This window comes from uncultured Amnibacterium sp. (assembly GCF_964245895.1).
GTDB lineage: Bacteria > Actinomycetota > Actinomycetes > Actinomycetales > Microbacteriaceae > Amnibacterium.
In genome coordinates, this window is the sequence record NZ_CAXTOQ010000019.1 from 1 (window position 1) to 23,444 (window position 23,444).

The window sequence follows — 23,444 nt, forward strand, 5'->3', positions numbered from 1 at the left end:
CTGCAGTTCATGCTGATCATCTGGCTGCAGGGCATCTGGCTGCCGCTGCACGGGTACTCCTACGAGGACACGCCGCTGTGGGCGGGCATCTACCTCCTGCCGCTGACCGTCGGGTTCCTCATCTCGGGACCGCTGTCCGGCATCCTGTCGGACCGGTGGGGCACGCGCGGGCTCGCCACGAGCGGCCTGCTGCTGAGCGCCGCGACGTTCGTCGCGCTGCTGCTGATCCCGGTCGACTTCGCCTACCCGGTGTTCGCGGTCATCACGTTCCTGAACGGCGTCGGCTCCGGCATGTTCGGCGCGCCGAACCGCGCGACCATCATGGGCAGCGTGCCCGCGAACCAGCGCGGCTCCGCCTCCGGCATGGCGGGCACGGTCCTGAACGCGGGCTCGTCCCTGTCGATCGGCATCTTCTTCTCGCTGATGGTCGCCGGGCTCGCGGGCTCCCTGCCGCAGGCGATGCGGGCGGGCCTGACCGCGCACAGCGTGCCCGCTGCAGCCGCCGACACCGTCGCGAACATCCCTCCGGTCGGCAGCCTGTTCGCCGCGTTCCTCGGCTACAACCCGATCGAGACGCTGCTGGGGCCGACGGGCATCCTGAAGGCGATCCCCGCGGGCGACGCGGCGACCCTGACCGGCAAGGAGTTCTTCCCGAACCTGATCGCCGGCCCGTTCCACGACGGGCTCGTGATCGTCTTCATCGCGGCGGCCGTCATGTCGGTCATCGGGGCGGTCGCGACGCTCGCCGGCGGCAGGCGGGACCGGCCTGCGGCGATCGGTGCGGAGGCGCGCGGCGAGGCCGTCGTCGTCGAGGCCGACGACGCGATCGCGCTGCAGGTCGCGCGGGCGCACGCCGAGCACGCGGACCGCGCCGAGGCCGCAGGGCGATCCAGCGCTGCGGAGCCGGCCCGGTGACCGTCCCCAGCCGCTCGGCCGCCGCACCCCTTCGCGGCATGTCGGAACCGGCGGCCGCGGGCCCGTCCGACCTCGCCGAGCGGCTCGCGTTCGTGGCCGGAAGCCTCAACCGGCGTCTCCGACCCCCAGCCGACGCGCTGACCCACGTCTCGGTGTCCGCGCTCGCCTCGATCGAGCGGCTGGGGCAGGTGCGACCCGGGGACCTGGCGCGCATCGAGGGCATCGCCGCTCCCGGGACGACCCGGCTGATCGGCGACCTGGAGGGGCGCGGGCTCGTCGCCCGCGCGGCGGACCCGGACGACGGGCGGTCCCAGCTGATCCGGCTCACCGAGGCCGGCGTCGCCGCGGTGGCCGCGGCACGGCGCGACCGCGCCGCCGGCGTCACCGCCCTTCTTGCCGAGGTCGGCCCCGAGGATCGAGCGATCCTCCAGCGGGCCGTCGGGGTGCTGGAGGCGGTCCTGCTGGCCGCGACCCCCTCCCCCGCCCGCACCCCCTGACCCCACCTCCGTTGTGAAGGAACTTCTCGTCCGAACCACGAGGAGTTCCTTCGAAACGGATCCGAGGCGGCGCGACGTCCCTCCACAGGCCGCCGAACGGCACGGCTGTTCGCTGATCGCGCGATCCCCCAGGTCGGTGCGCCGGCCGACGCCAGGGTTCTCGGCTGTGGACGACCCGGACTGGACCGAACTCGACGCGCTGCTGCGCGACCTGCTCAGCAGGCACGACGGCGTCGTGAAGCTGAGCACGCTGATCGCCGCAGGCATCTCCGGGAAGCAGGCCGGCGCCCTGCTGGGACGCGGGCTGGTCGATCGCCCGCGCTCGGGCTGGTACGTCGATCCAGCACTGCCGTGGGAGGCGAAGCACGCGATCCGCGTCGGCGGCGTGCTCGACTGCGTCTCCGCTGTGGACTCGTTCGGCCTCCCGGTGCCGCTCGAGGCCAAGCGCCTGCTGCACGTGATCGTCCCCGCGAACAGCGCTCGTCGGCGGCATCACCGGAGCAAGCGGCGCTACGTCGTCCCCGGTGAGGATCGCGAGGTCGTGCTGCACTGGTCGTCAGAGCCCGGAACACCGGCCGGGTGGCGCGTTCCGCTCGTCGACGCCCTCCTGCAGCTCGCCGACTGCGTTCCGGTCGACTGGTGGATCGCTGCGCTGGACGCTGCCAGGCACCGTCCCCGAGGCGGAGAGCCCCTGCTCGCCGACGAGGAGTGGAAGGACCTCGCACGCCGAGTGCCGGCGCGGCTGCGACCCGAGCTCCGGCTCGTCGACCCTCGATCGGAGCGCGTCATCGAGTCGTTGCTGCGACTTGCCCTCATCCGGAGGGGAATTCCGCTGGTCGACCTGCAGTTCTGGCCGGACCAGCACCACCGGGTCGACATCCTCCTGCCGGGAAGGCTGATCCTCGAAGCCGATGGAGCCGCTTGGCACGATCCCCTCGCCGACGCGGGCCGCGACGCCTTCCTCCGCGGGCTCGGGTACCGGGTCCTCCACTTCGACTACGACCGCATCGTGAACCACATCGATGACGTCGTGCTCGAGATCCTCGAGGCGCTCGCGGACGAGCCGACTCCGTTGTGAAGGAACATCCGGTCCCCTCCCGAAGAAGTTCCTTCAAAACGAAAAGGGGTCGGCCTCGAGGCGGACCGTCATCGAGTCCACCCGGGTGCGGACGATCTCGTCCTCCGTCCAGCGGCGCTGCACCCGCGCCATCAGCTCCCCCACCTGCTGCCGGTCGAGCGTCTCGTGCAGCACGACGACGATCTGCACCTCGGCGCCGTCGAGGGAGGCGCGGGGGTCGTCGGTGCCCACCCTGGCGGTCGTGACCGCGGGCTCGTCCGCCACGGCCATGCGGATCGCGACGCCGACCTCGGGATCGTGCCAGGGCGCCGTCCACGGCAGGTCCCGGGCGAGCGCCTCGAGCGCGCCGCGCCGCAGGCCGAACCGCTCGGTCGCCGGGTCCACGACGACCAGCTCGGTGCCGTCCGCCGCCGCCCCGAGCGCGATCTGGCGCGCGGGCGCCGGCACGGGCCGCGCCTGCGGGTTCCAGGCGCTCATCGCGGCGGCGGAGGAGAACGCGGGCAGCACCCGGCGGCCGTCGGGTCCGGCGACGGTCACCAGCGCCAGCTCGGCCTTCCTGTCGAAGGCGGAACCGGAGGCGGTCTCGCCGACCTCGCCGACCTCCGCGAGCAGCGGCACGAGGAGGCGGACCCCGCGCAGCGCGTCGACGACCGCCTCCACCTCCGCCCGGCCGGCGCGGAACGCCGCGAGCACCTCCGAGTAGGCCGCCGGGGCGGTGCCGTCGTCGCCAGCCCACGGGGACGTCTCGAACGCGCGCCCGGCCCACGGCCGCCCCGCGGAGTCGGTGCTCACAGGGTCGCGACGGCGAGGGCCTCGGTCAGGGTGAACGCGCCGGCGTACAGCGCCTTGCCGACGATCGCGCCCTCGAGCCCGGCGTCGGTCAGCGAGCGGAGGCGGCGGAGGTCGTCGAGGCTCGAGATGCCGCCCGACGCCACGACCGGCCTCCCCGTGCGCTCGAGCATCTCCGTGAGCAGCCCGACGTTCGGCCCCGCGAGGGTCCCGTCCTTCGTGACGTCGGTGACGACGTAGCGGGCGCAGCCGGCGTGCTCGAGCCGCTCGAGCACCTCCCAGAGGTCGCCGCCCTCCCGCGTCCAGCCGCGGGCGGCGAGCGTGGTCCCCCGGACGTCGAGGCCGACGGCGATGCGGTCGCCGTACAGCGCGATCACGCGTTCGGTCCACTCCGGGTCCTCGAGCGCCGCCGTGCCGATGTTCACGCGCTGGGCTCCCGTGGCGAGCGCGGCCTCGAGGCTCGCGTCGTCGCGGATACCGCCGGACAGCTCGACCCGCACGTCGGGGACGCGATCGATGACCGCTCGGATGACGGCCAGGTTGCTGCCGCGCCCGAACGCCGCGTCGAGGTCGACCAGGTGGATCCAGGAGGCGCCCTGATCGGCCCAGTCCCGTGCTGCGGCGATCGGGTCGCCGTAGCCGGTCTCGCTGCCCGCTTCGCCCTGCACGAGCCGGACGGCCTGGCCGCCTGCGACGTCGACGGCGGGCAGCAGGATCAGCGGACGCTCCAGGACGGAGGGGTCGGGAAGGCTCACAGGGTCTCCAGCCAGTTGGCGAGCAGGCGCAGGCCCGCTGCGCCGGATTTCTCGGGGTGGAACTGCGTGGCGGCGAGCGGGCCGTTCTCGACCGCCGCGACGAACGGGCCGCCGTGGTCGCCCCAGGTGACGACCGGCGGCCGCAGGCTCGCGGACGGCTCGAAGGTCCAGTCGCGCACGCCGTAGGAGTGCACGAAGTAGAACCGCTGCTCGCCGATCCCGGCGAACAGCCGTGAGCCGCCGGGAGCGCGCACGGTGTCCCAGCCCATGTGCGGCAGCACGGGCGCGTCGAGCCGCTCGACCACACCCGGCCACTCGCCGAGGCCCTGCACGACGTCGCCGCCCTCCTCCCCGCGCTCGAACAGCACCTGGAGGCCGACGCAGACGCCGAGCACCGGCCGTCCGCCGGCCAGGCGGCGCTCGATCAGCTCGGGCCCGCGCGCGGCATCGAGACCGGACATCACGGAGGCGAAGGCACCGACGCCGGGCACGTACAGCCCGTCGGCGCTCATCACGGCCGCCCGGTCCGCGGTGAGGCGCACGTGCGCACCGGCCGCCTCCAGCGCCTTGACCGCGGAGTGGACGTTCCCGCTGCCGTAGTCGAAGACCGTGACGCGCGGCTGCGCCGTCACAGCGCCCCCTTGGTCGACGGCACCCCGGCGACCAGCGGGTCGAGCGCCTTCGCGGCGCGGAACGCGCGCGCGAACGCCTTGAACTCGCTCTCCGCGATGTGGTGCGGGTCGCGACCGGCGAGCACGTCGATGTGCGCGGTCATCCGCGCGTTGTAGACGATCGCCTCGAACACGTGCCGGACCATCGCGCCGGTGAAGTGGCCGCCGATCAGGTGCAGCTCGAATCCGGCCGGCTCGCCGCCGTGCACGAGGTACGGCCGGCCGGACAGGTCGACCACGGCCCGGGTGAGCGCCTCGTCGAGCGGCACGGTCGCGTCGCCGAACCGGGTCACGCCCGCCTTGTCGCCGAGCGCCTCCCGGATCGCGTCGCCGAGCACGATGCCGACGTCCTCCGCGGTGTGGTGGACGTCGATGTCGGTGTCGCCGGACGCGGTGATCGTGAGATCGGTCAGCGAGTGCTTCGCGAACGCCGTGAGGAGGTGGTCGAGGAACGGCACGGAGGTGTCGATCGTCGAGGCGCCGGTGCCGTCGAGGTCGAGCCGCAGCTCGACGGAGGACTCGCTGGTCGACCGCGACCGCGAGGCGACGCGGCTCATCGCGCGACCACCGGCGTGAGCGCGGCCATCGCGTCGAGGAACAGGTCGGTCTCCGCGGCCGTGCCCGCGCTGACGCGCAGCGTGCCGTCGATGCCCAGGTCCCGGATCAGGACCCCCCGGTCGAGCAGGCCCTGCCACAGCGCGTGCGGATCGTCGACGCCGCCGAACAGGACGAAGTTCGTCCAGCTGGGCCACACGCGGTAGCCGAGCGCCTCCAGCCCGGCGGCCGTCCGTTCGCGCTGGTCCCGGATCTCGTCGACCATCCGCAGCATGAGCGGCGCGTGGGCGAGCGCGCCGAGCGCGGCGGCCTGCGTGATCGCGGACAGGTGGTACGGCAGCCGCACGAGCCGGAGCGCGTCGGTGAACGCCGGGTCGGCGGCGAGGTAGCCGAGCCGCGCGCCGGCGAAGGCGAACGCCTTGCTCATCGTGCGCGAGACCGCGAGCCGCGGCCGGCCGGGCAGCAGGGTCAGCGCGCTCGGCGCGTCCGCGGGCATGAACTCGCCGTACGCCTCGTCGACCAGGAGCACCCCGTCGGTCGCGTCGTAGGCCGCGCGGACCGTGTCGAGGCCGACCGGGGTGCCGGTCGGGTTGTTCGGCGCGCACAGGATCACGATGTCGGGGGTCGTGCGCAGGATCTCCGCGACGACCGTCTCCGGCGACAGCCGGTAGTCGTCGTCGCGCCGGCCCTCGACGACCGCGGTGCCGCTCGTCACGGCGTAGTTCGGGTACATCGAGTACGTGGGCGGGAAGGTGAGCAGCGTGCGACCCGGGCCCCCGAAGGCCTGGAACACGTGCTGGAGCACCTCGTTCGACCCGTTCGCGGCCCACAGCTGCGCCGGCGTCAGGTCGTGGCCGAGGTAGCCGGCCAGCGCCTCGCGCAGCGCGGTGAACTCGCGGTCCGGGTACCGGTTCACGTCGTCGAGCGCGGCGGCGATCCGGTCGAGCACCGCCGCGCGCACGACCTCCGGGACGGGATGCGTGTTCTCGTTCACGTTCAGCGTGACGGAGACGTGCAGCTGCGGGGCGCCGTAGGCCGATCGGCCGACGAGGTCGGCGCGCAGCGGAAGGTCGGCGAGCGAGGTCACACGGCGATTCTCGCAGAACCGGCGGAAGGGGCCCCGGCGTCAGCCCTGCGCGGGCACCTGCAGCCGGTCGCCCGCCTGCACCAGCGAGCCGGACAGGTGGTTGGCGCGCTGAATCGCCGCGACGGTCGTGCGTGGATCGGTGTGCGGCGCCGACCGCCGGGCGATGGCCCACAGCGAGTCCCCCGGGCGGACGACCACCGTCGCGACGGTGGTCGGCGATGCCGCGGGCACCGCCGGCTGCGCGGCCTCGGCGACGCCGGGTGCGGCGGCGAGCAGCACGCCGCTGAGGAGCAGCAGCGACGGCAGCACGACGAGCACGATCCGCCCTCGGCGGGTCAGCCGGAGGCGGGAGGCGCCCGCGGTCCGCGGACGGGCGACGGGCGCCGGCACGGCCGGCGTGCGGACGCGCTGCGTCCCCACGGGCACTCGCGTGGCGCACGCCGCCCCACCCCGCACGGCGACGCGGCGAGCCTGCACCGGCTCCGCCTCGTACTCGATCCAGTCGTTCTGCACCGTGAGCATTCGCGTGTCCCCTCCGCGTCGTCCTGCGTTCGAACATATCTTCGAGTCGTCAGAGGCGCAAGCACATCTTCGACGGAGGGTCTGACAACGGGGCCAATCATTCGAACGCATGTTTGCGCTGAGGGCAGCGGTCGAATACCATGGCTGTCATTCAGCAGGGCATCGCGCGGGGGCGCGGGGACGTACGGAGGACCGATGACCGACGAGCACACCGACGCGAAGCGCCGGACCAGGCGGCGGACGTCGCTGTCCCCCAAGCAGCACGCGATCCTCGAGGTGATCCAGCAGTCGGTGGCGTCCCGCGGCTACCCGCCGAGCATGCGGGAGATCGGTGACGCCGTCGGTCTCGCGTCGCTCTCCAGCGTCACGCACCAGCTGAAGCAGCTCGAGCTCTCCGGCTACCTGCGCCGCGACCCGAAGCGCCCCCGCGCGCTCGAGGTCGTCATCCGGGTTCCCGACGTCGCTCCCGCGGAGACCGACGTGCCCTCGGTGCCGGTGGGCGACGCCGCGATGGTGCCGCTCGTCGGCCGGATCGCCGCCGGTGTCCCGATCACGGCGGACCAGCAGATCGACGAGGTCTTCCCCCTCCCGCGGCAGCTGGTCGGCAAGGGCGACCTGTTCATGCTGAAGGTGGTCGGCGAGTCGATGATCGACGCCGCGATCTGCGACGGCGACTGGGTCGTCGTGCGGTCGCAGCAGAACGCGGACAACGGCGACATCGTGGCCGCGATGCTCGACGGCGAGGCGACGGTCAAGGTCTTCCGGCAGCGGGACGGGCACACGTGGCTGCTGCCGCGCAACAGCGCGTTCGAGCCGATCCTGGGCGACGAGGCCGTCGTGCTCGGCAAGATCGTCGCCATCCTGCGCTCGATCTGACGCGCTCGATCTGACCTGCTCGATCCGACGATCCCGTCCGCGGCGCGCGGGCGGGATCCAGCGAGGTCGTCGGGCGGCGTCTCTACGGTGGATCCGGCGCGGAACCGTCCAGCGCCGGATGGAGGCGCCGTGATCGAGGCGACAGGACTGGTGAAGCGCTACGGCGCGAAGACCGCCGTGGCCGGCATCGACTTCCGCGTCGAGCCGGGGTCCGTCACCGGGTTCCTCGGGCCGAACGGCGCCGGGAAGTCGACGACCATGCGGATGATCGTCGGCCTCGACGCCCCGACCGCCGGGTCGGTCACCGTGAACGGCCGGCCGTACCGCGACCACGCGGCGCCGCTGCACGAGGTCGGGGTGCTGCTGGAGGCGAAGGCGGCGCACCGCGGCAGGACCGCGCGCAACCACCTCCGGGTCCTCGCCGCGACGCACGGGATCCCCGCGCGCCGGGTGCAGGAGGTCGTCGACCTGTCCGGCCTCGGCGAGGTCGCCGACAAGCGCGTCGGCGGCTTCTCGCTCGGCATGGGCCAGCGGCTCGGCATCGCCGCCGCGCTGCTCGGCGATCCCGCGACCCTGATCCTCGACGAGCCCGTGAACGGGCTCGACCCCGACGGGGTGCGCTGGGTGCGCACCTTCGTGCGGCAGCTCGCGGCCGAGGGGCGCACGGTGCTGCTCTCGTCCCACCTGATGAGCGAGATGGCGCAGACCGCCGATCACGTGATCGTGCTCGGCCGCGGCAAGGTCCTGGCGGACATGCCGATCGCGCAGCTGATCGCGGGCGGCGGGTCGAAGGTGACCGTCGGCTCGCCCCGCGGACCCGAGCTCGCCGCGCTGCTGCGGGCCCGCGGCGCCACCACGACCCCCGAGTCGAGCGAGCGGTTCGACGTCGGAGGGCTCGACGCCGCCGCGATCGGCGAGACGGCCGCGCACGCCGGCATCGCCTTGCACGAGCTCACGACCGTGGGGTCGTCGCTCGAGGAGGTCTACCTGGCCATGACGGCCGACGACGTCGAGTACCGCAGCGAACCGACCGCACCGCGGACCGAGGGGAGCCTCCGATGACCACGACCATCGACCGGCCGTCGTCGGCCAGCACCTCCGGCGTCTCCTTCGGCCGGGTCCTTCACGCCGAGTGGCTGAAGCTCGTCACCGTCCGCAGCACCTACTGGACGACGGCGATCTCGGTGGCCCTGGCGGCGCTGGTCGTCGTCCTGGTCGGCGCGAACGTGCATCCGCAGCCCGGCTCCACCGCGGACCCCGCGCTGCTGCTGACCGCGACGACGCCGAGCCTCGCCTTCGTCGCCCTGATCGTCGGGGTGCTCGGCGTGCTGTCGATCGGCGGCGAGTACGCGACGCTGCAGATCCGCTCGTCCTACACCGCGGTGCCGCGGCGGCTGCCCGCGCTGCTCGCGAAGGCGATCGTCGTCGGCGCGTGGTCCTTCGTGCTCGGCCTCGTGCTCACCTTCGGCGGCTTCGGGATCATCGCGCTCTTCTTCGGCGGGGACGGCGCGGCCGTCTCCCTCGGCGGCGGAGTCCTCGGCGGCCTGGTCGGCGGCGCGCTCCACCTCGCGGTCGTCGCCGTCTTCGCGGTCGGGCTCGGCGCGCTCGTGCGCAGCTCCGCGGCGGGCATCTCGATCCTGACCGCGCTGCTCTTCGTCGCGCCGGTCATCCTGGGCCTGCTGGGCGCCCTGCTGCGAGCGGAGTGGATCACGACCGTGACCGAGCTCCTGCTGGCGACCGCCGGCGGGGACCTGTCGGCGGCCCCGGGTGCCGCGGGCCTCGACCTCTGGGCCGCCGCGCTCGCGCTCGTGGGCTGGGTCCTCGTCGTCTGGATCCCCGCACTCGTGCTGACAGCGGTCCGCGACGTCTGACCCCGCGGCCGGACGGGCCCGCGGATCCGCCGGAGGGGCTCGGCGTGCAGCCGTCAGCCCGGCGGCAGGGTGTTCACGGGGTGCACGCCGGTCGCCCAGAGGTACTGGACGGCGTGCGTGCGGTACGGCGACCAGCGGCGGGCGTGCTCCTCGAGCCCGCGCGGGCGGTCCGGCAGCCCGAGGCGGCGCGCGGCCCGCACCACCCCGAGATCGGTCGGCAGGAGGACGTCGGCGGCGCCGAGCGCCCGCATCAGCACCGTGTCCGCGGTCCACGGGCCGACGCCCGGCAGCGCGAGCAGGGCGGCGCGCACCTCCTCCGCCGGCGCCCCGAGGTCGACCGCCCCGGTCGCGAGCGCGGCCACGACCGCCGCGAACGTCCGCTTGCGCGACTCGGGCAGCCGGAGGGTCGCCGCCACGGCCTGCGGGTCCGCGGCGAGGACCCCGGCGGAGGGGAACGCCCGTGTCAGGTCCCCCGCGGGATCCTCGATCGGGGTGCCGAACGCGGCGACGAGCCGTGCCGCGTGGGTGCGCGCCGCCGCGGTCGAGACCTGCTGGCCGAGCACCGCCCGCAGCACCATCGACTCGGGGTCGAGGGTGCCGGGCCGACGTCGCCCGGGCGCAGCAGCCACGAGCGGTGCGAGCACGGGATCTTCGGACAGCGTCGCGACCATCGCCGGAGCGTCGAGGTCGAGGTCGAGCGCCCGCCGCACGAGCGCGACCGCCTCCGGCTCGTCGGCGGCGTCCGCGAGGTGCAGCCGGGCTTGCACCGCGGATCCGACGGGCAGGCCGACCTCGATGATGACGGGGCCGGAGGCGAGTCGTGCGACCGCGCGGTAGCGGCCGTCCCGCCACTCCTCGACCCCGGGCACACCGGTCGCGACGAGATGCCCGAAGAGGTTCGACGGATCGAGCGGCGGGGCGAACGGGAGGTCGACCCGGATCACGCCGGGACGACCGAGAACCGCCGCCGGTACGCCTGCGGCGAGGTGCCGAGCACGGTGGCGAAGTGGTGCCGCAGCACCGCCGCCTGGCCGAACCCGACCGTCCTGGCGATCTCGTCCACTCCGAGATCGGTCGACTCGAGCAGGTGCTGCGCCCGCGCGAGCCGCTGCCGCGCGACCCACGCGGCGGGGGTCGTCCCCGTGGCCTCGCGGAACCGCCGGGCGAACGTCCGGGTCGACTGGAGCGCGTGCGCGGCGAGCACCTCCACCGACAGGTCGTCGGCGAGGTGCTGCTCGATCCACTCGACGACCGCGGCGTAGCCGTCGTCCGAGCACTCGGGCACCGGCGTCGCGATGTACTGCGCCTGCCCCCCGTCCCGCTGCGGCGGCACCACCATCCGGCGCGCGATGATGCTCGCCGCCCGGGCGCCCAGCTCCGTGCGCACCACGTGCAGCGCGGCGTCGATGCCCGCCGCGGTCCCCGCGCCGGTGACGATGCGGTCCCGCTCGACGAACAGCACGCCCGGGTCCACGTCGGTCCCCGGGTACGTCGCCGCGAGCCGCGCGGCGTGCCGCCAGTGCGTCGTGCTCGGCCGGCCGTCCAGCAGGCCGGCGGCCCCGAGCACGAAGGCCCCGGAGCAGGCGCTCAGCACCCACGCGCCGCGCTCGTGCGCCGACCGGAGGGCGTCGAGCACCCGCGGATCCACGTCGACGCCGATCGGGGCGGCTGGCACGGCGACGAGGTCCGCGTCGGCCGCCTCCTCGAGCCCCCGAGCGACCGAGAGGCTCATGCCGTGCGGCAGCGCGACCTGACCGGGCGTCGCGGTGACGACCCGCAGGTCGAACGGCGGCAGGCCGTCGTCCGTGCGGTCGACGCCGAACACCTCGCACAGCACGCCGAACTCGAAGACCTCCATGCCCGGCAGGGCCAGGACCGCGATCTTCGACAGCATCGCCGCAGTATGGCAGAGAAACGACGAACACTGTCAGTCCTGCCACTCGTGGCGGGATCGGCACGATCGTAGCGTTCCTGCCATGACCATCACCATCGTCCTCATCGTGCTCGGCGTCCTCGCAGCTGGCGGGATCCTCGGCACGTTCGGCGTCGTCCGGTCGGACGGCTACGGCCCGCGTCCCGATCGACTCGATCGGGACGCGGACCCGCGCCGCCTGCTGTGACTCAGACCAGGTAGCGCTCGAGCACGGCCCGCTCCTCGTCGCCGACCAGCGCCTGGATGCGCGCGCCGTGCTCCTCGTAGACGGTCGCGAGCACGCGGCCCTTCTCGTGGAGCATGGAGACGATCGCGCCCTCGTCGAACGGGATCAGCACGGTCACCTCGTGCCGCGGCAGCGGGAGGATCGCGCCGATCGTCTGCAGCAGGCGGTCGACGCCCTCCCCGGTCCGGGCGGACACGAACAGCGCCGTCGGCTCCATGCCGCGCAGCACCAGCCGCGTGGCCTCGTCGGCCAGATCCGCCTTGTTGAACACGATCTGCTCGGGCACGTCGCGTGCTCCGACCTCTGCGATCACCTGACGCACGGTCGCGAGCTGCGCCGCCGGGTCGGGATGCGAGGCGTCCACCACGTGCAGGACGAGGTCGGCGTGCTCCACCTCCTCCAGCGTCGAGCGGAACGCCTCCACCAGCTGGTGCGGCAGGTTCCGGACGAAGCCGACCGTGTCGACCAGCGTGTAGGGCCGGCCGTCGGGGGTCTCCGTGCGGCGCACCGTGGTGTCGAGCGTCGCGAACAGCGCGTTCTCGACCAGCGCGCCGGCTCGCGTGACGCGGTTCAGCAGGCTGGACTTGCCGGCGTTGGTGTAGCCGGCGATCGCGACCGATGGCACCGCGTTCCGCACCCGGTTCTGCCGCTTGAGCTCGCGGGCCGGCGCCATCTCCAGGATCTCCTTGCGCAGCCGGGCCATTCGCGAGTGGATGCGGCGGCGATCGAGCTCGATCTTCGTCTCACCGGGACCGCGGGAGCCCATGCCGGCACCCGCGCCGCCCACCTGGCCACCGGCCTGGCGGGACATCGAGTCGCCCCAGCCGCGCAGGCGCGGCAGCAGGTACTGCAGCTGCGCCAGCTCGACCTGCGCCTTGCCCTCGCGGCTCTTCGCGTGCTGGCTGAAGATGTCGAGGATCACCGCGGTGCGGTCGATCACCTTGACCTTCACGACGTCCTCGAGCGCGCGCCGCTGGCTCGGGGCCAGCTCGGTGTCGGCGATGACCGTGTCGGCGCCGACCGACTGGACGACGAGCCGCAGCTCCTCCGCCTTGCCGGACCCGAGGAACGTGGAGGGGTCCGGGTGCGGGCGGCGCTGCAGCAGCCCGTCGAGCACCTGGGCGCCGGCGGTCTCGGCGAGCGCCGACAGCTCGCGGAGGCTCGTCTCGGCCTCCGCCTGGCTGCGCGAGTAGACGCCGATCAGCACGACGCGCTCGAGGCGCAGCTGCCGGTACTCGACCTCGGTGACGTCCTCGAGCTCCGTCGACAGCCCCTGGACGCGCCGCAGCGACTGGCGCTCCTCGAGGTCGAGCTGCTCGCCGTCGAAGTCGTCGTCCGTCGCGTCGATCGCGCGGTCGAGGTCGTCGGTGTGGATGGTGTCGCTCAAGACGCCCCCTTGCTGCGGACCGGATGGCGTCCGCTGTGGTTCGATGCTTCGTCGTGGATGGGGAGCACTACTTCAGCGCGCAGCCCGCGAGCGAGGCTCGCAAGCGCACGATCCGCGTCGTGCTCCAGGGTGAGACCTTCGCGCTGTCGACCGCCGAGGGGGTCTTCAGCGCGGAGCATCTCGACACCGGGACCGCCGTGCTGCTCGCCGCGGTACCCCCTCCTGCGACGGAGGGGGACCTGCTGGACCTCGGCTGTGGCTGGGGTCCGATCGCGATCGCGATGGCCAGACGATCTCCCGATGCTTCGGTGTGGGCGGTGGATGTGAACGAGCGCGCCCTCACGCTCGCCGCCGCGAATGCCCGAATCGCCGACGTAGGAGTCAAAGCCGCATTCCCCGAGGATATTCCTGCCGACCTCCGTTTCGCGACGATCTGGTCGAATCCGCCGATCCGGATCGGCAAGGAGGCGCTGCACGACCTGCTCGCGACGTGGCTGCCGCGCCTCGCCGCGGGCGGCACCGCGTGGCTGGTGGTGGCGAAGCACCTCGGCGCCGACTCGCTGCAGCGGTGGCTCGCCGAGCGCTTCCCGGACCTCGCCGTGTCGCGGCACTCGACCGACAAGGGCTTCCGCGTCCTGCGGATCGCGCGCCCCTGATCGCGGATCCGGATCGATCCGTCGACACGCCGGTGCACAGGTTCTCCGGGACGGCGTGTCGCCCCGTGCATCCGGACCCGCGCAAGGGACCCGGATCCGCGAACGGCGTCAGATCTCGGTGACGCCCGAGTAGACGAGCTCGGCTGGGCCGGAGAGGGCGACGTGCTCGCCGTCCTCCGCCGCGAACATCCGCACGCCGAGCACGCCGCCCGGCACGGTCACGCGCCAGTCGTCCGGCGCGCCGCTGCCCGCCCAGTACCGGGTCGCCAGGGCGGCCGCGACGGCACCGGTGCCGCAGGACAGCGTCTCGCCGCTGCCCCGCTCGTGCACCCGCATCCGGATGCGAGCGATGCCGTCGTCGACCAGCGGGTCCTCCGGCCGCACGAGCTCCACGTTCGCGCCGGCGAGCGGCGGCGGATCCAGCACGGGAGGCGACGACAGGTCCGCGCTGGCGAGCTCGGCGTCGTCGGCGAGCGCGACCACGACGTGCGGGTTCGGCACGTCGATCGACAGCCCGGGCCGCACCACGTCGACGCCCGCGATCCTCACCGACACGTCGTCGCCGCCGAGCGTCCAGCGCCCGAGGTCGACCGCGAAGCCCGTCGCCGTGCGCTGCACGGTCATCACGCCGCCGCGGGTGCCGATCGCGATCGAGCCGCCCGCCGGCAGCTCGACCAGCCCCTCGGCGAGCAGGAACGCGGTGAACACCCGGATCCCGTTGCCGCACATCTCCGCGACCGAGCCGTCCGCGTTGCGGTAGTCCATGAACCAGTCGACGTCCGCCTCCGGGGAGGTCGCCGCGGCGTCGACGCCGTTCCGCACCGCCCGCAGCAGCCCGTCCGCCCCGATCCCGGTGTGCCGGTCGCAGAGCCGGGCGACATCGCTGGGGCGCAGCGCGAGGTCGCCGTCCGGATCGGCCACCAGCACGAAGTCGTTGCCGGTGCCGTGCCCCTTCGTGAAGCGCAGCTCGGGCATGATCCGAGCCTACCGAGCGGCGCTCGGCAGCCCGCCCGGCCGCGACAGCCGTGCCGTGCCGTCCCGGAGGAGCAGGAGGGCCAGCGCCGAGCTGATCGCGAGCAGTCCCGCGACGATCGCGAAGGCGGCGCCCGGCAGGGCGCCGGCGAGCAGCGCTCCCGCCGAGGTGCCGACGAGCAGCACCGCGATCTGCACGCCGAAGACCGCCGGCACGCGGGCGGGCGCGATGAACCGGTCGAGCGTCAGCGCGGACCCGAGCGACTGCGCCGCGGTGGCCAGGCCGATGCCGATCGCCGCCGGCACCGCCGCGAGCCCGGCACCGAGGACCAGGTAGACCGCCGCCATGCCCGCGGCGCCCAGGCCGAGCAGGAGGGAGGCGTGCCGCGCGCGGACGCGCCCGCCGAGGACGACGGCGGCCGCCACCTCCGCGAGGGCGAGCGCGGCGAAGGCGGCGCCGGACACGCCCGCGCCCGAGCGGACGGGGACCAGCACCTGCAGCGTGCCGATGCCGATCCCGCCCGCGGCGGCGACGCCCAGCAGCGCCGCGACGCCGCGCGCCGACCCGGCGCGGCGTCCGGCCGCTGCCGACCGCGCGGTCCGCGCCGGACGGCCGACCCGGGCCGACGCGAGCAGCGCGACCGCGGCGAGCCCGCAGCCGGCGGCGAGCGGCGGTGCGGCCGCGATGGCGCCCGCGGCGGCGAGGGCCGCCGCAGCGATCGGACCGAGCGCGACGCCCGCCTGGAACAGCACGTTCACGAGCGCGTAGGCCCCCGGCCGCTCGTCCTGCCCGAGCGACCCGGCGAACCAGCCGCGGACCGCGGGGGTGATCGCCGGGATGCTCGCGCCCGCGAGCAGCGCGCCGCCGACGGCCAGCGGTCCGGTGCCCGCCTGCAGCAGCAGCGCGGCGGGCAGGGCGAGCAGCGCCGAGACGAGCAGCAGCGGCGTCGGTCGGAGGCGCAGCAGCAGGGCGCCCTGCGTGAGGATCCCGAGCGCGTTCCCGGCGCCGAACACGGCGGCCAGCACCCCGGCCGCTGCGGCGCCGCCGCCGTGCGCGAGCGCGCCGAGCACGATCGCGAGCGGCCACATGCCGACGGGGATCGCGCTCAGCAGGGAGGCGATCAGCGAGACCGACGTGGAGCGCCGGCGGAGGAGACGGCCGTACGAGCGCATGCGGGAGGTCCTTCGAGAGACCCGCCCACCCGGAAGAGACTGCTTCCTCAGGAGGCCGCTCGGCGACCTGCTCCAAGACTACGCCAGCGCGGCGAGGACGCGGGCGGGACCGTCGTCGGCGAGTCCGTCCAGCACGGTCGCCTCCTCGTCCCGGCCGAACCAGGCGCGCTGGCGCCGGACGACCCGCCACGTGAGGCGGATCGTCTCCGCGAGCCCCTCCTCCTCGGTCATCGTGCCGCTCAGCACGGCCATCGCCTGGGCGTAGCCGATCGCGCGGGAGGCGGTCGGCCCGTCCGCGAGGCCGAGCGGCAGCAGCTGCCGCACCTCCTCGAGCAGCCCCTGCTCCCACCACATCCGCCGGGCGCGGTCGGCGAGCCGCTCGGCGAGCGGCTCGTTCGGCACGTCGACGGTGAAGCGCAGCGCGGGCCGCCAGAGGGGCGCGGTGTCCGGCAGGGAGGCGGCGAACGGCTTGCCGGTCAGCGTCACGACCTCGAGCGCGCGGACGACCTTCCGCAGGTTCGCGGAGTGGATCCGGCTCGCGGCGACCGGGTCCTCCTCCGCGAGGCGGCGCCACAGCGCGTCGGAGCCCATCGACTCCCCCTGCCGCTCGAGGTCGGCTCGCAGGTCGGCGTCGGTGGCCGGGAACTCGAGCTCCCGCAGCACCGACTCGACGTACAGGCCGGACCCGCCGACGAGGATCGGCGTCACGCCCCGCGACTCGATGTCGGCGATCGCCGCGCGCGCCGCGTCCCGGTAGGCGGCGACGCTCGCCGCCTCCGTCACCGCCCACAGGTCGAAGGCGTGGTGCGGGATCCCGCGTCGCTCGGCCGGCGGCAGCTTGGCCGTGCCGACGTCCATGCCGCGGTACAGCTGCATCGAGTCGGCGTTCACGATCTCGGCTCGGCCGCCCGCGGCGGCCAGGGCCTCCGCGAGGTCGAGCGACAGGCCGGTCTTCCCCGTGCCGGTCGCGCCGGACAGGACGACGAGCACGGCGCTCAGCCGGCGACCGGGCGCAGTCCTGGCAGCCCGAGCGGGATCGCGCGCGGTCCGCCGGCGGGCGCGGGCACGGCGCAGGACGCAGCCTCCACGACGTCCCAGGCGTCGCCGGCCCGGGTGCGCTCCACGAGGGGCACGGAGCCGGGCGCCACGTCGGCGACGAGGTAGGCGGGTGCGGCACCGGTCACCCGCACGGTCACCAGGTCGCCGGGCCGGGGCCGCGCGACGCCGTCGGGCAGGCCCACGTGCACGAGCCGGTTGTCCGCGGCCCGGCCGGAGAGCCGGTGCGTCGCGCCGTCCTTCCGCCCCTCGCCGGTGCCGACGAGCACCTCCACCTCCGCGCCGACCAGGTCGCGGTTCCCCGCCCAGGACAGCTGCTCCTGCAGCGCGATCAGCCGCTCGTAGCGCTCCTGCACGACGCGCTTCGGCACCTGGTCGGGCATCGTCGCCGCGGGGGTGCCCGGACGGATCGAGTACTGGAACGTGAAGGCGGAGGCGAACCGCGACCGCTCGACGACGCGCATCGTGTCCTCGAAGTCCTCGTCCGTCTCGCCGGGGAAGCCCACGATGATGTCGGTCGTGATCGCCGCGTGCGGGATGCGCTCCCGCACCGTGTCGAGGATCCGCAGGTACCGGTCCGACCGGTAGGAGCGGCGCATCGCCTTCAGAATCCGGTCGCTGCCCGACTGCAGCGGCATGTGCAGCTGCGGCATCACGACGGCGGTGTCCGCCATCGCGTCGATCACGTCGTCGGTGAACGCCGCGGGGTGCGGGCTGGTGAAGCGCACGCGCCGCAGGCCGTCGATGTCCCCGGTCGCCCGCAGCAGCTTGCCGAACGCCCGCCGGTCGCCGAACTGCACGCCGTAGGTGTTGACGTTCTGGCCGAGCAGGGTGACCTCGATGGCGCCGTCGTCGACGAGGGCGCGGATCTCGCCCAGCACGTCGCCCGGCCTGCGGTCCTGCTCCCTGCCGCGCAGCGACGGCACGATGCAGAACGTGCAGGTGTTGTTGCAGCCGACCGCGATCGAGACCCAGCCGCTGTAGGTGGACTCGCGCTTCGTCGGCAGCGTCGACGGGAAGACCTCGAGGGACTCGAGGATCTCGACCTGCGCCTCGTGGTTGTGCCGTGCGCGCTCGAGGAGGCGCGGCAGCGCACCGACGTTGTGGGTGCCGAAGACGACGTCGACCCAGGGCGCCTTCTCGATGATCGCCGCGCGGTCCTTCTGCGCCAGGCAGCCGCCGACCGCGATCTGGAAGCCGTCGTGCTCGCGCTTCACCTTGGCGAGGTGCCCGAGGTTGCCGTAGAGGCGGTTGTCGGCGTTCTCGCGCACCGCGCAGGTGTTGAGGACGACCACGTCGGCCTGCTCGCCGCTGGTCGCCGCGATGTAGCCGGCGGCCTCGAGCGACCCGGCCAGGCGCTCCGAGTCGTGGACGTTCATCTGGCAGCCGTAGGTCCGCACCTCGTAGGTGCGCACCGGCTGCTCGAGGAGGTCGGTCGCGGTCACCTGAGCAGTGTAGGAACCGGCGGGCCGCTCCTCCGCACCCGCCGCTCGGGCCTAGCGGATGCCTGCGCCGTCGAGCGCCGCGCGCGTCGCGGCGCGGACCGAGGAGCCGGAGTAGCCCTTGCGCATCAGGTAGGCCGTCAGGCGGCGCTCGGCGACGGCGTAGGGCAGCGAGCCGAGCCTGCGGGCTCGGTCGTCGGCGACCTCCTGGAGGCGCGCCTCCGCGGCCTCCTCGTCCTCGGCCTGGTCCACGAGCACCGCGTCGATGACACCCTGCGGCACGAGCCGGCCGCGGAGCGTCGACCGGATCGCCTGGTCGCCCAGGCCCTTCCGCTCGCGGAGCCGCTCGACGAGCCGGATCGCGAACGCGGCGTCGTCGATCAGGCCGACACCGCGGAGGCGGTCGAGCTCCGCTTCGACGTCGGGCTCCTCGAGCCCCTTCGCGACGAGCTTCGCGCGGATCTCGCCTTCGGAGGCGTCGTGCCGGGTGAGCGCGGCGAGGGCCACGTTCGCCGCCCGCTTCGACGCCCCGGTCGGCTCGGCCGCGATCGGCGCGGGCGCGACGTCGTCGACGCCGGGCACCGCCCAGGCGGGCTCGTCTGCGGCAGCGGGCGGCAGCGCCTGCTCGGCGCGCCGGCGGGCGTCCGGCCCGGCGACGCGCTCGATGTCGTCGAGCGTCTGCTGCGCGGCGGGATGACGCGCGGCGGCCGCGCGGCGGGAGGGGGCCGAGCGCTGCTCGACCCCCTCCGTTGCCGCGCTTCGGTCCGGGAACCTCAGCAGCTCGCCCATCGGGTCAGGCACCCACCTTGCGGGCGACCGGGACGCGGCCCTGGATCGACTCGACCGGGGCACCCGCCGGGTTCGCGACCGCCGCTGCGGCCGCCTCGTCGGCGTTCTGCTGCTTGTAGGCGCCGACCCCGAGCTTCTTCAGGATCTTCTGCTCGATCTCGTTCGCGATCTCCGTGTTCTTCAGCAGGAAGTCGCGGGCCTTCTCCTTGCCCTGGCCGAGCTGGTCGCCCTCGTACGTGTACCAGGCTCCCGACTTCTTCACGATGGCGTGCTCGACGCCGAAGTCGATGAGGCTGCCCTCCCGGGAGATGCCGACGCCGTAGAGGATGTCGAACTCGGCCTGCTTGAACGGCGGCGCCATCTTGTTCTTGACCACCTTGACGCGGGTGCGGTTGCCGACCGCGTCGGTACCGTCCTTCAGCGTCTCGATGCGGCGGATGTCGAGCCGGACCGACGCGTAGAACTTCAGCGCCTTGCCGCCGGCGGTCGTCTCGGGGCTGCCGAAGAACACGCCGATCTTCTCGCGCAGCTGGTTGATGAAGATCGCGGTGGTCTTCGTCTGGTTCAGGCCGCCGGTCAGCTTGCGGAGGGCCTGCGACATGAGGCGCGCCTGCAGACCGACGTGGCTGTCGCCCATCTCGCCCTCGATCTCGGCCTTCGGCACGAGCGCCGCGACGGAGTCGATCACGATCAGGTCGATCGAGCCGGACCGGATCAGCATGTCCGCGATCTCGAGGGCCTGCTCGCCGGTGTCGGGCTGGGAGACGAGCATCGCGTCGATGTCGACGCCGAGCTTCCTCGCGTACTCCGGGTCGAGGGCGTGCTCCGCGTCGATGAACGCGGCGATGCCGCCGGCCTTCTGCGCGTTCGCGATCGCGTGCAGCGTCAGCGTCGTCTTGCCCGACGACTCCGGGCCGTAGATCTCGACGATGCGACCGCGGGGCAGGCCCCCGATGCCGAGCGCGACGTCGAGCGCGATCGAGCCGGTCGGGATGACCTCGACGGGCGCGCGCTCGTCGCTGCCGAGGCGCATGACCGAGCCCTTGCCGAACTGGCGGTCGATCTGGGCGAGGGCGGTCTCGAGGGCCTTCTCGCGGTCGGTGATGGATGGCATGGAAGGTCTCCCGTTGTTGTTCCGCCCCCGGTGTCCCGGGAGGCTCGGCTGCCCATCGGCTGTCGTCCCGATGAGGGATCGACAGGGCTGGCGGCACTCCGCCTGTCTGGGACCGACTGTACGAAGGCCCTCCGACAGCGGGTGCCGGCGGGCCTCCGGACGCCGGCGTCAGCGGTTCGGGAGCACCTGGGGAGGAGCGTATCGGCGCTCGAACAGGAGTTCGAGCGACACGCCGCGGTCGAACCACATCCGTGTGATTCGTCTTCGAACCGGGACGCTCGCCGGCCGGGACGCGATCTGTGAGGCTGGGCCGGTGACGGACCACCGAGCCCACTTCGACTTCACGATCGCCTTCGCCGACGGCGGCGAGCTGCGCGGCGACGGCTTCCGGCTCGATCTGCCGTCGTCCGCGGCCGACGAGTCGACGATCGGCCGCCTCCTCGTGCATCACCTCGGTCTCGCACTGGTGGGGTCGGTCGAGATCCGGCGGCTGCGGATCGTCGAGGAGCAGCACCGCGGCAGCCGCGGGGCCGTCGCACCCCTCACCGGCGGCGACCGGCGGGTCGTCGACCTGAGCCACCGGATCACGGCGGGCATGACGACCTACCCGGGGCTGCCCGGTCCGGTGATCACGCCGTACCTGACGCGCGACGACTCCCGCGCCCGGTACGCGCCGGGCACCGAGTTCGCGATGGACCTCGTCACGATGATCGACAACACGGGCACCTACCTGGACGCACCCTTCCACCGCTACGCCGACGGTCCGGACCTGGCCGGGCTCGACCTCGCCACCCTCGTCGACCGGCCCGCGGAGGTGTTCCACCTGACCGACGCGTGGAGCGCGGCACGTCGTGGCATCCGGGCGGACACGCTCGCCGACCGCGACCTCGGCGGGGTCGCGGTGCTGCTGCACACCGGCTGGGACACCCGCTTCGGGCGGCCGGACTACGGCGTCGGCGCGCCCTTCCTGACCGAGGAGGGCGCCCGCTTCCTGGTGGAGGCCGGCGCCGGTCTCGTCGGGATCGACTCGGTCAACATCGACGACGTCGAGTCGGGCGACACCCGGCCGGCGCACTCCGTGCTGCTGGCCGCGGGCGTGCACGTCGTCGAGCACCTGACCGGGCTCGGCGGGCTGCCCGCTCGCGGAGCGCGGTTCACCGCGGCGCCGCCGGCGATCTCGGGCTTCGGGACCTTCCCGGTGCGGGCGCACGCCACGGTGCCCGTCGGCGCCTGACCGCCGCGGTCAGCCGCGGACGGGCCTCCCCCGGCCGTGCCAGCGCTCCGGCGGCACCTGGTTCGCGGCGCAGAGGGCGCGCCAGACGTCCGCGGTCGGCACGCCCGCGGCGAGCGCCTGGGCGGCGGTCCTGCTTCCGACGGCGTCGAGCGCCTGCTCCTGCACCAGCATCCGGCCGAGGACCTCGCCGAACTCCTCGTCGACCGCTCGGCGGAACTCGCTGACCTTCACGGCCGGCGCCTGCGGGTCAGTGCGCCACCAGATCGGACCGGCGGACGCCGTCGGCGACCGAGCCGTCGCCGCGGACGTAGCGCTCGAAGTCGGCGGGCAGCGCGTCGGGCACGTCGAGGCCCTCCAGCACCGCGAGCCGGTCGCCGACCTCGCGCATGATGACCGAGACGGGTGTGTCGAGCGCGTCGGCGACGGAGGCGAGGATCTCGCTCGACGCCTCCTTCTGCCCGCGCTCGACCTCGGAGAGGTAGCCGAGGGCGACGGACGCCTTGCTGGCGACCTGGCGGAGGGTGCGGCCCTTCTGCAGGCGGAAGTCGCGCAGCACGTCCCCGAGCTCCTGTCGTACGAGAACCATGTCCCCTCCTTCTCGCGATGCGTCGTGACCCGTGGTTCGGAGCCCCCGGGGAAGCGGACGGCCACTGTACCCCGATGGTCCTGCCCCAACGGTACGGCCGACCCGCGACATGCCGCGTCCGCCGTGCCAGAAGTAACGGGATCGAAACGTCGCCTATTCCGGCTGCCGGAGGACGTCGAGCAGGGTGTCGAGCGCGAGCAGCACGGCGCCGGCGCGCACCTCGGCGCGGTCGCCAGGCAGGGTGGCGCCGCGCGCGACGAGCCGCTCCCCCACCGCGACCCCCACCCAGACCGTGCCGGGCGCCGTGCCGTCCTGCCCCTCCGGACCGGCGACGCCGGTGGTGGCGACGCCGACGTCCGCGGGTCGGCCCGCCACCGCGACGGCGTGGCGCGCTCCAGCGGCCATCTGCCTCGCCACCTCCGGGTGGACCGCCCCCTCGCGGTCGAGCAGCCGCTCGTCGACGCCCAGCAGCGAGTGCTTCACGGGCGTCGCGTACGCGACCACGGCGCCGAGCAGCACCGCGGAGGCGCCGGGGACCCGGACGAACGCGTCGGCCAGCAGGCCGCCGGTCAGCGACTCCGCGACCGCGAGCGTGCGCCCCTCCGACCGGAGCAGATCGAGCACCGCCGCGGCGCTCACGCCCGGTTGAGCCGGCGGTCGTCGATCAGGTACTGGACGCCCGTCACGATCGTGACGACGAAGGCGGCGGCCATGAACAGGGTGTTCACCCAGTCCACCCAGCCGCCGAGCAGCGCCGGGAACGGCGCCAGCGCGAGGGTGATCGCGATCGACTGCAGCACGGTCTTGGTCTTGCCGCCCTTCGACGCGGGCACCACCCGCTTCGAGAGCACGGCGAACCGCCAGACCGTGATGCCGACCTCGCGGACGAGGATCGGGATCGTCACCCACCACGGCAGCTCGGCGAGCACCGACAGCACGACGAGCGCAGCGCCGGTCAGCGCCTTGTCCGCGATCGGGTCCAGGATCTTGCCGAGGTCGGTGACCAGGTTGCGGCTGCGGGCGAGGTGGCCGTCGAGGCTGTCGGTCGAGATGGCGACGACGAACAGCGCGGTCGCGGCCCACCGCAGCGCGCCGCCGTCCGCGCCGGCGAGCAGCACCCCGACGAAGACGGGCACGAGCACGATCCGCAGGATCGAGATCAGGTTCGGCACGCTCCACGTGCTGACCGGCCCGTCGCCCGCGCGGAGCATCCGCGGCTTCATCGCCCCCGTGCTGCTCATGCCTCGACAGTAGGGCCGG

28 protein-coding genes are annotated in these 23,444 nt (G+C 74.0%); 9 read left to right on the plus strand and 19 right to left on the minus strand.

The window, feature by feature from the left end:
• From ACFE60_RS04660 to ACFE60_RS04670, 3 genes are all read left to right on the plus strand, one after another.
• Positions 1-915, plus strand: a 915-nt coding sequence (locus tag ACFE60_RS04660) for an MFS transporter (protein ID WP_375387675.1), incomplete at its 5' end; no start/stop codon positions are given.
• 38 nt (positions 916-953) lie between these two features.
• Complete coding sequence (locus ACFE60_RS04665) at positions 954-1,412, plus strand: MarR family winged helix-turn-helix transcriptional regulator (protein ID WP_375387676.1); 459 nt, start codon at positions 954-956, stop codon at positions 1,410-1,412.
• 166 nt (positions 1,413-1,578) lie between these two features.
• Positions 1,579-2,490 (plus strand): DUF559 domain-containing protein, encoded by a 912-nt coding sequence (locus ACFE60_RS04670; protein WP_375387677.1) that lies wholly within the window; start codon positions 1,579-1,581, stop codon positions 2,488-2,490.
• 33 nt (positions 2,491-2,523) lie between these two features.
• Here ACFE60_RS04670 and ACFE60_RS04675 read toward each other — a convergent pair whose 3' ends face one another.
• Genes ACFE60_RS04675 through ACFE60_RS04700 form a run of 6 tightly spaced genes read right to left on the minus strand, consistent with a single transcriptional unit; the run spans position 2,524 to position 6,869 of the window.
• Complete coding sequence (locus ACFE60_RS04675; protein WP_375387678.1) at positions 2,524-3,282, minus strand: SseB family protein; 759 nt, start codon at positions 3,280-3,282, stop codon at positions 2,524-2,526.
• Positions 3,279-4,034 carry a bifunctional 1-(5-phosphoribosyl)-5-((5-phosphoribosylamino)methylideneamino)imidazole-4-carboxamide isomerase/phosphoribosylanthranilate isomerase PriA gene (gene priA / locus ACFE60_RS04680; RefSeq protein WP_375387679.1) on the minus strand — a complete coding sequence of 252 codons (756 nt, stop codon included), beginning with the start codon at positions 4,032-4,034 and terminating at the stop codon, positions 3,279-3,281. Before priA ends, ACFE60_RS04675 begins: the two co-directional genes overlap by 4 nt.
• Positions 4,031-4,666, minus strand: a complete 636-nt coding sequence (gene hisH, locus ACFE60_RS04685; RefSeq protein WP_375387680.1) for an imidazole glycerol phosphate synthase subunit HisH — start codon at positions 4,664-4,666, stop codon at positions 4,031-4,033. The genes priA and hisH overlap by 4 nt, the downstream gene beginning before the upstream one ends.
• A complete protein-coding gene (gene hisB / locus ACFE60_RS04690) occupies positions 4,663-5,262 on the minus strand; it encodes an imidazoleglycerol-phosphate dehydratase HisB (RefSeq protein WP_375387681.1) in 600 nt (199 codons plus the stop codon). Before hisB ends, hisH begins: the two co-directional genes overlap by 4 nt.
• The gene (locus ACFE60_RS04695; protein WP_375387682.1) at positions 5,259-6,347 is read right to left on the minus strand and encodes a histidinol-phosphate transaminase; all 1,089 of its coding nucleotides are present in this window, start codon (positions 6,345-6,347) and stop codon (positions 5,259-5,261) included. The genes hisB and ACFE60_RS04695 overlap by 4 nt, the downstream gene beginning before the upstream one ends.
• Positions 6,348-6,386: 39 nt before the next feature.
• Positions 6,387-6,869: a LysM peptidoglycan-binding domain-containing protein gene (locus ACFE60_RS04700; RefSeq protein ID WP_375387683.1), complete on the minus strand. Its 483-nt coding sequence runs from the start codon at positions 6,867-6,869 to the stop codon at positions 6,387-6,389.
• A gap of 195 nt (positions 6,870-7,064) precedes the next feature.
• Between ACFE60_RS04700 and lexA the strand changes: the two genes are divergently transcribed.
• From lexA to ACFE60_RS04715, 3 genes are all read left to right on the plus strand, one after another.
• A complete protein-coding gene (gene lexA / locus ACFE60_RS04705; protein WP_375387684.1) occupies positions 7,065-7,745 on the plus strand; it encodes a transcriptional repressor LexA in 681 nt (226 codons plus the stop codon).
• A 129-nt stretch (positions 7,746-7,874) separates the two neighbouring features.
• Entirely contained in the window at positions 7,875-8,807 is a 933-nt protein-coding gene (locus ACFE60_RS04710; RefSeq protein WP_375387685.1) for an ABC transporter ATP-binding protein, read from the plus strand.
• Complete coding sequence (locus ACFE60_RS04715) at positions 8,804-9,616, plus strand: hypothetical protein (RefSeq protein WP_375387686.1); 813 nt, start codon at positions 8,804-8,806, stop codon at positions 9,614-9,616. Before ACFE60_RS04710 ends, ACFE60_RS04715 begins: the two co-directional genes overlap by 4 nt.
• A gap of 53 nt (positions 9,617-9,669) precedes the next feature.
• Here the strand turns inward: ACFE60_RS04715 and ACFE60_RS04720 are convergent, their stop codons facing one another.
• Entirely contained in the window at positions 9,670-10,560 is an 891-nt protein-coding gene (locus tag ACFE60_RS04720) for a DNA-3-methyladenine glycosylase family protein (protein WP_375387687.1), read from the minus strand.
• Entirely contained in the window at positions 10,557-11,510 is a 954-nt protein-coding gene (locus ACFE60_RS04725; RefSeq protein WP_375387688.1) for a GlxA family transcriptional regulator, read from the minus strand. The genes ACFE60_RS04720 and ACFE60_RS04725 overlap by 4 nt, the downstream gene beginning before the upstream one ends.
• An 82-nt stretch (positions 11,511-11,592) precedes the next feature.
• Here ACFE60_RS04725 and ACFE60_RS04730 point away from each other — a divergent pair, with 82 nt between their 5' ends.
• Positions 11,593-11,736 carry a hypothetical protein gene (locus tag ACFE60_RS04730; protein WP_375387689.1) on the plus strand — a complete coding sequence of 48 codons (144 nt, stop codon included), beginning with the start codon at positions 11,593-11,595 and terminating at the stop codon, positions 11,734-11,736.
• 1 nt (position 11,737) lies between these two features.
• On the opposite strand, the gene hflX is transcribed toward ACFE60_RS04730, so the two are convergent.
• Entirely contained in the window at positions 11,738-13,150 is a 1,413-nt protein-coding gene (gene hflX / locus ACFE60_RS04735) for a GTPase HflX (RefSeq protein WP_375387711.1), read from the minus strand.
• A gap of 65 nt (positions 13,151-13,215) precedes the next feature.
• Here hflX and ACFE60_RS04740 point away from each other — a divergent pair, with 65 nt between their 5' ends.
• Positions 13,216-13,818 carry a class I SAM-dependent methyltransferase gene (locus ACFE60_RS04740; protein WP_375387690.1) on the plus strand — a complete coding sequence of 201 codons (603 nt, stop codon included), beginning with the start codon at positions 13,216-13,218 and terminating at the stop codon, positions 13,816-13,818.
• Positions 13,819-13,926: 108 nt separating this feature from the next.
• Here the strand turns inward: ACFE60_RS04740 and dapF are convergent, their stop codons facing one another.
• The 6 genes from dapF to recA form a co-directional block, all read right to left on the minus strand.
• Positions 13,927-14,793 carry a diaminopimelate epimerase gene (gene dapF / locus ACFE60_RS04745; protein WP_375387691.1) on the minus strand — a complete coding sequence of 289 codons (867 nt, stop codon included), beginning with the start codon at positions 14,791-14,793 and terminating at the stop codon, positions 13,927-13,929.
• 9 nt (positions 14,794-14,802) lie between these two features.
• On the minus strand, positions 14,803-15,963 hold the full coding sequence (locus ACFE60_RS04750; protein WP_375387692.1) for an MFS transporter: 1,161 nt from the start codon (positions 15,961-15,963) through the stop codon (positions 14,803-14,805).
• A gap of 78 nt (positions 15,964-16,041) precedes the next feature.
• A complete protein-coding gene (gene miaA, locus ACFE60_RS04755; protein ID WP_375387693.1) occupies positions 16,042-16,953 on the minus strand; it encodes a tRNA (adenosine(37)-N6)-dimethylallyltransferase MiaA in 912 nt (303 codons plus the stop codon).
• A 5-nt stretch (positions 16,954-16,958) separates the two neighbouring features.
• Positions 16,959-18,464: a tRNA (N6-isopentenyl adenosine(37)-C2)-methylthiotransferase MiaB gene (miaB, locus tag ACFE60_RS04760; protein ID WP_375387694.1), complete on the minus strand. Its 1,506-nt coding sequence runs from the start codon at positions 18,462-18,464 to the stop codon at positions 16,959-16,961.
• Between the two features lie 51 nt (positions 18,465-18,515).
• On the minus strand, positions 18,516-19,250 hold the full coding sequence (locus ACFE60_RS04765) for a regulatory protein RecX (RefSeq protein ID WP_375387695.1): 735 nt from the start codon (positions 19,248-19,250) through the stop codon (positions 18,516-18,518).
• 4 nt (positions 19,251-19,254) lie between these two features.
• Entirely contained in the window at positions 19,255-20,364 is a 1,110-nt protein-coding gene (recA, locus tag ACFE60_RS04770) for a recombinase RecA (protein ID WP_375387696.1), read from the minus strand.
• 313 nt (positions 20,365-20,677) lie between these two features.
• On the opposite strand from recA, the gene ACFE60_RS04775 reads away from it, so the two are divergent.
• Positions 20,678-21,598: a cyclase family protein gene (locus tag ACFE60_RS04775; protein WP_375387697.1), complete on the plus strand. Its 921-nt coding sequence runs from the start codon at positions 20,678-20,680 to the stop codon at positions 21,596-21,598.
• Positions 21,599-21,607: 9 nt separating this feature from the next.
• Here ACFE60_RS04775 and ACFE60_RS04780 read toward each other — a convergent pair whose 3' ends face one another.
• The 4 genes from ACFE60_RS04780 to pgsA form a co-directional block, all read right to left on the minus strand.
• Positions 21,608-21,829 carry a DUF3046 domain-containing protein gene (locus ACFE60_RS04780; RefSeq protein ID WP_375387698.1) on the minus strand — a complete coding sequence of 74 codons (222 nt, stop codon included), beginning with the start codon at positions 21,827-21,829 and terminating at the stop codon, positions 21,608-21,610.
• A gap of 16 nt (positions 21,830-21,845) precedes the next feature.
• Positions 21,846-22,184, minus strand: coding sequence for a helix-turn-helix domain-containing protein (locus ACFE60_RS04785; RefSeq protein WP_375387699.1), 339 nt, complete (start codon positions 22,182-22,184; stop codon positions 21,846-21,848).
• A gap of 153 nt (positions 22,185-22,337) precedes the next feature.
• Positions 22,338-22,823 (minus strand): CinA family protein, encoded by a 486-nt coding sequence (locus ACFE60_RS04790; protein ID WP_375387700.1) that lies wholly within the window; start codon positions 22,821-22,823, stop codon positions 22,338-22,340.
• Positions 22,820-23,425: a CDP-diacylglycerol--glycerol-3-phosphate 3-phosphatidyltransferase gene (pgsA, locus tag ACFE60_RS04795; protein WP_375387701.1), complete on the minus strand. Its 606-nt coding sequence runs from the start codon at positions 23,423-23,425 to the stop codon at positions 22,820-22,822. The genes ACFE60_RS04790 and pgsA overlap by 4 nt, the downstream gene beginning before the upstream one ends.
• Between the last annotated feature and the right edge of the window lie 19 nt (positions 23,426-23,444).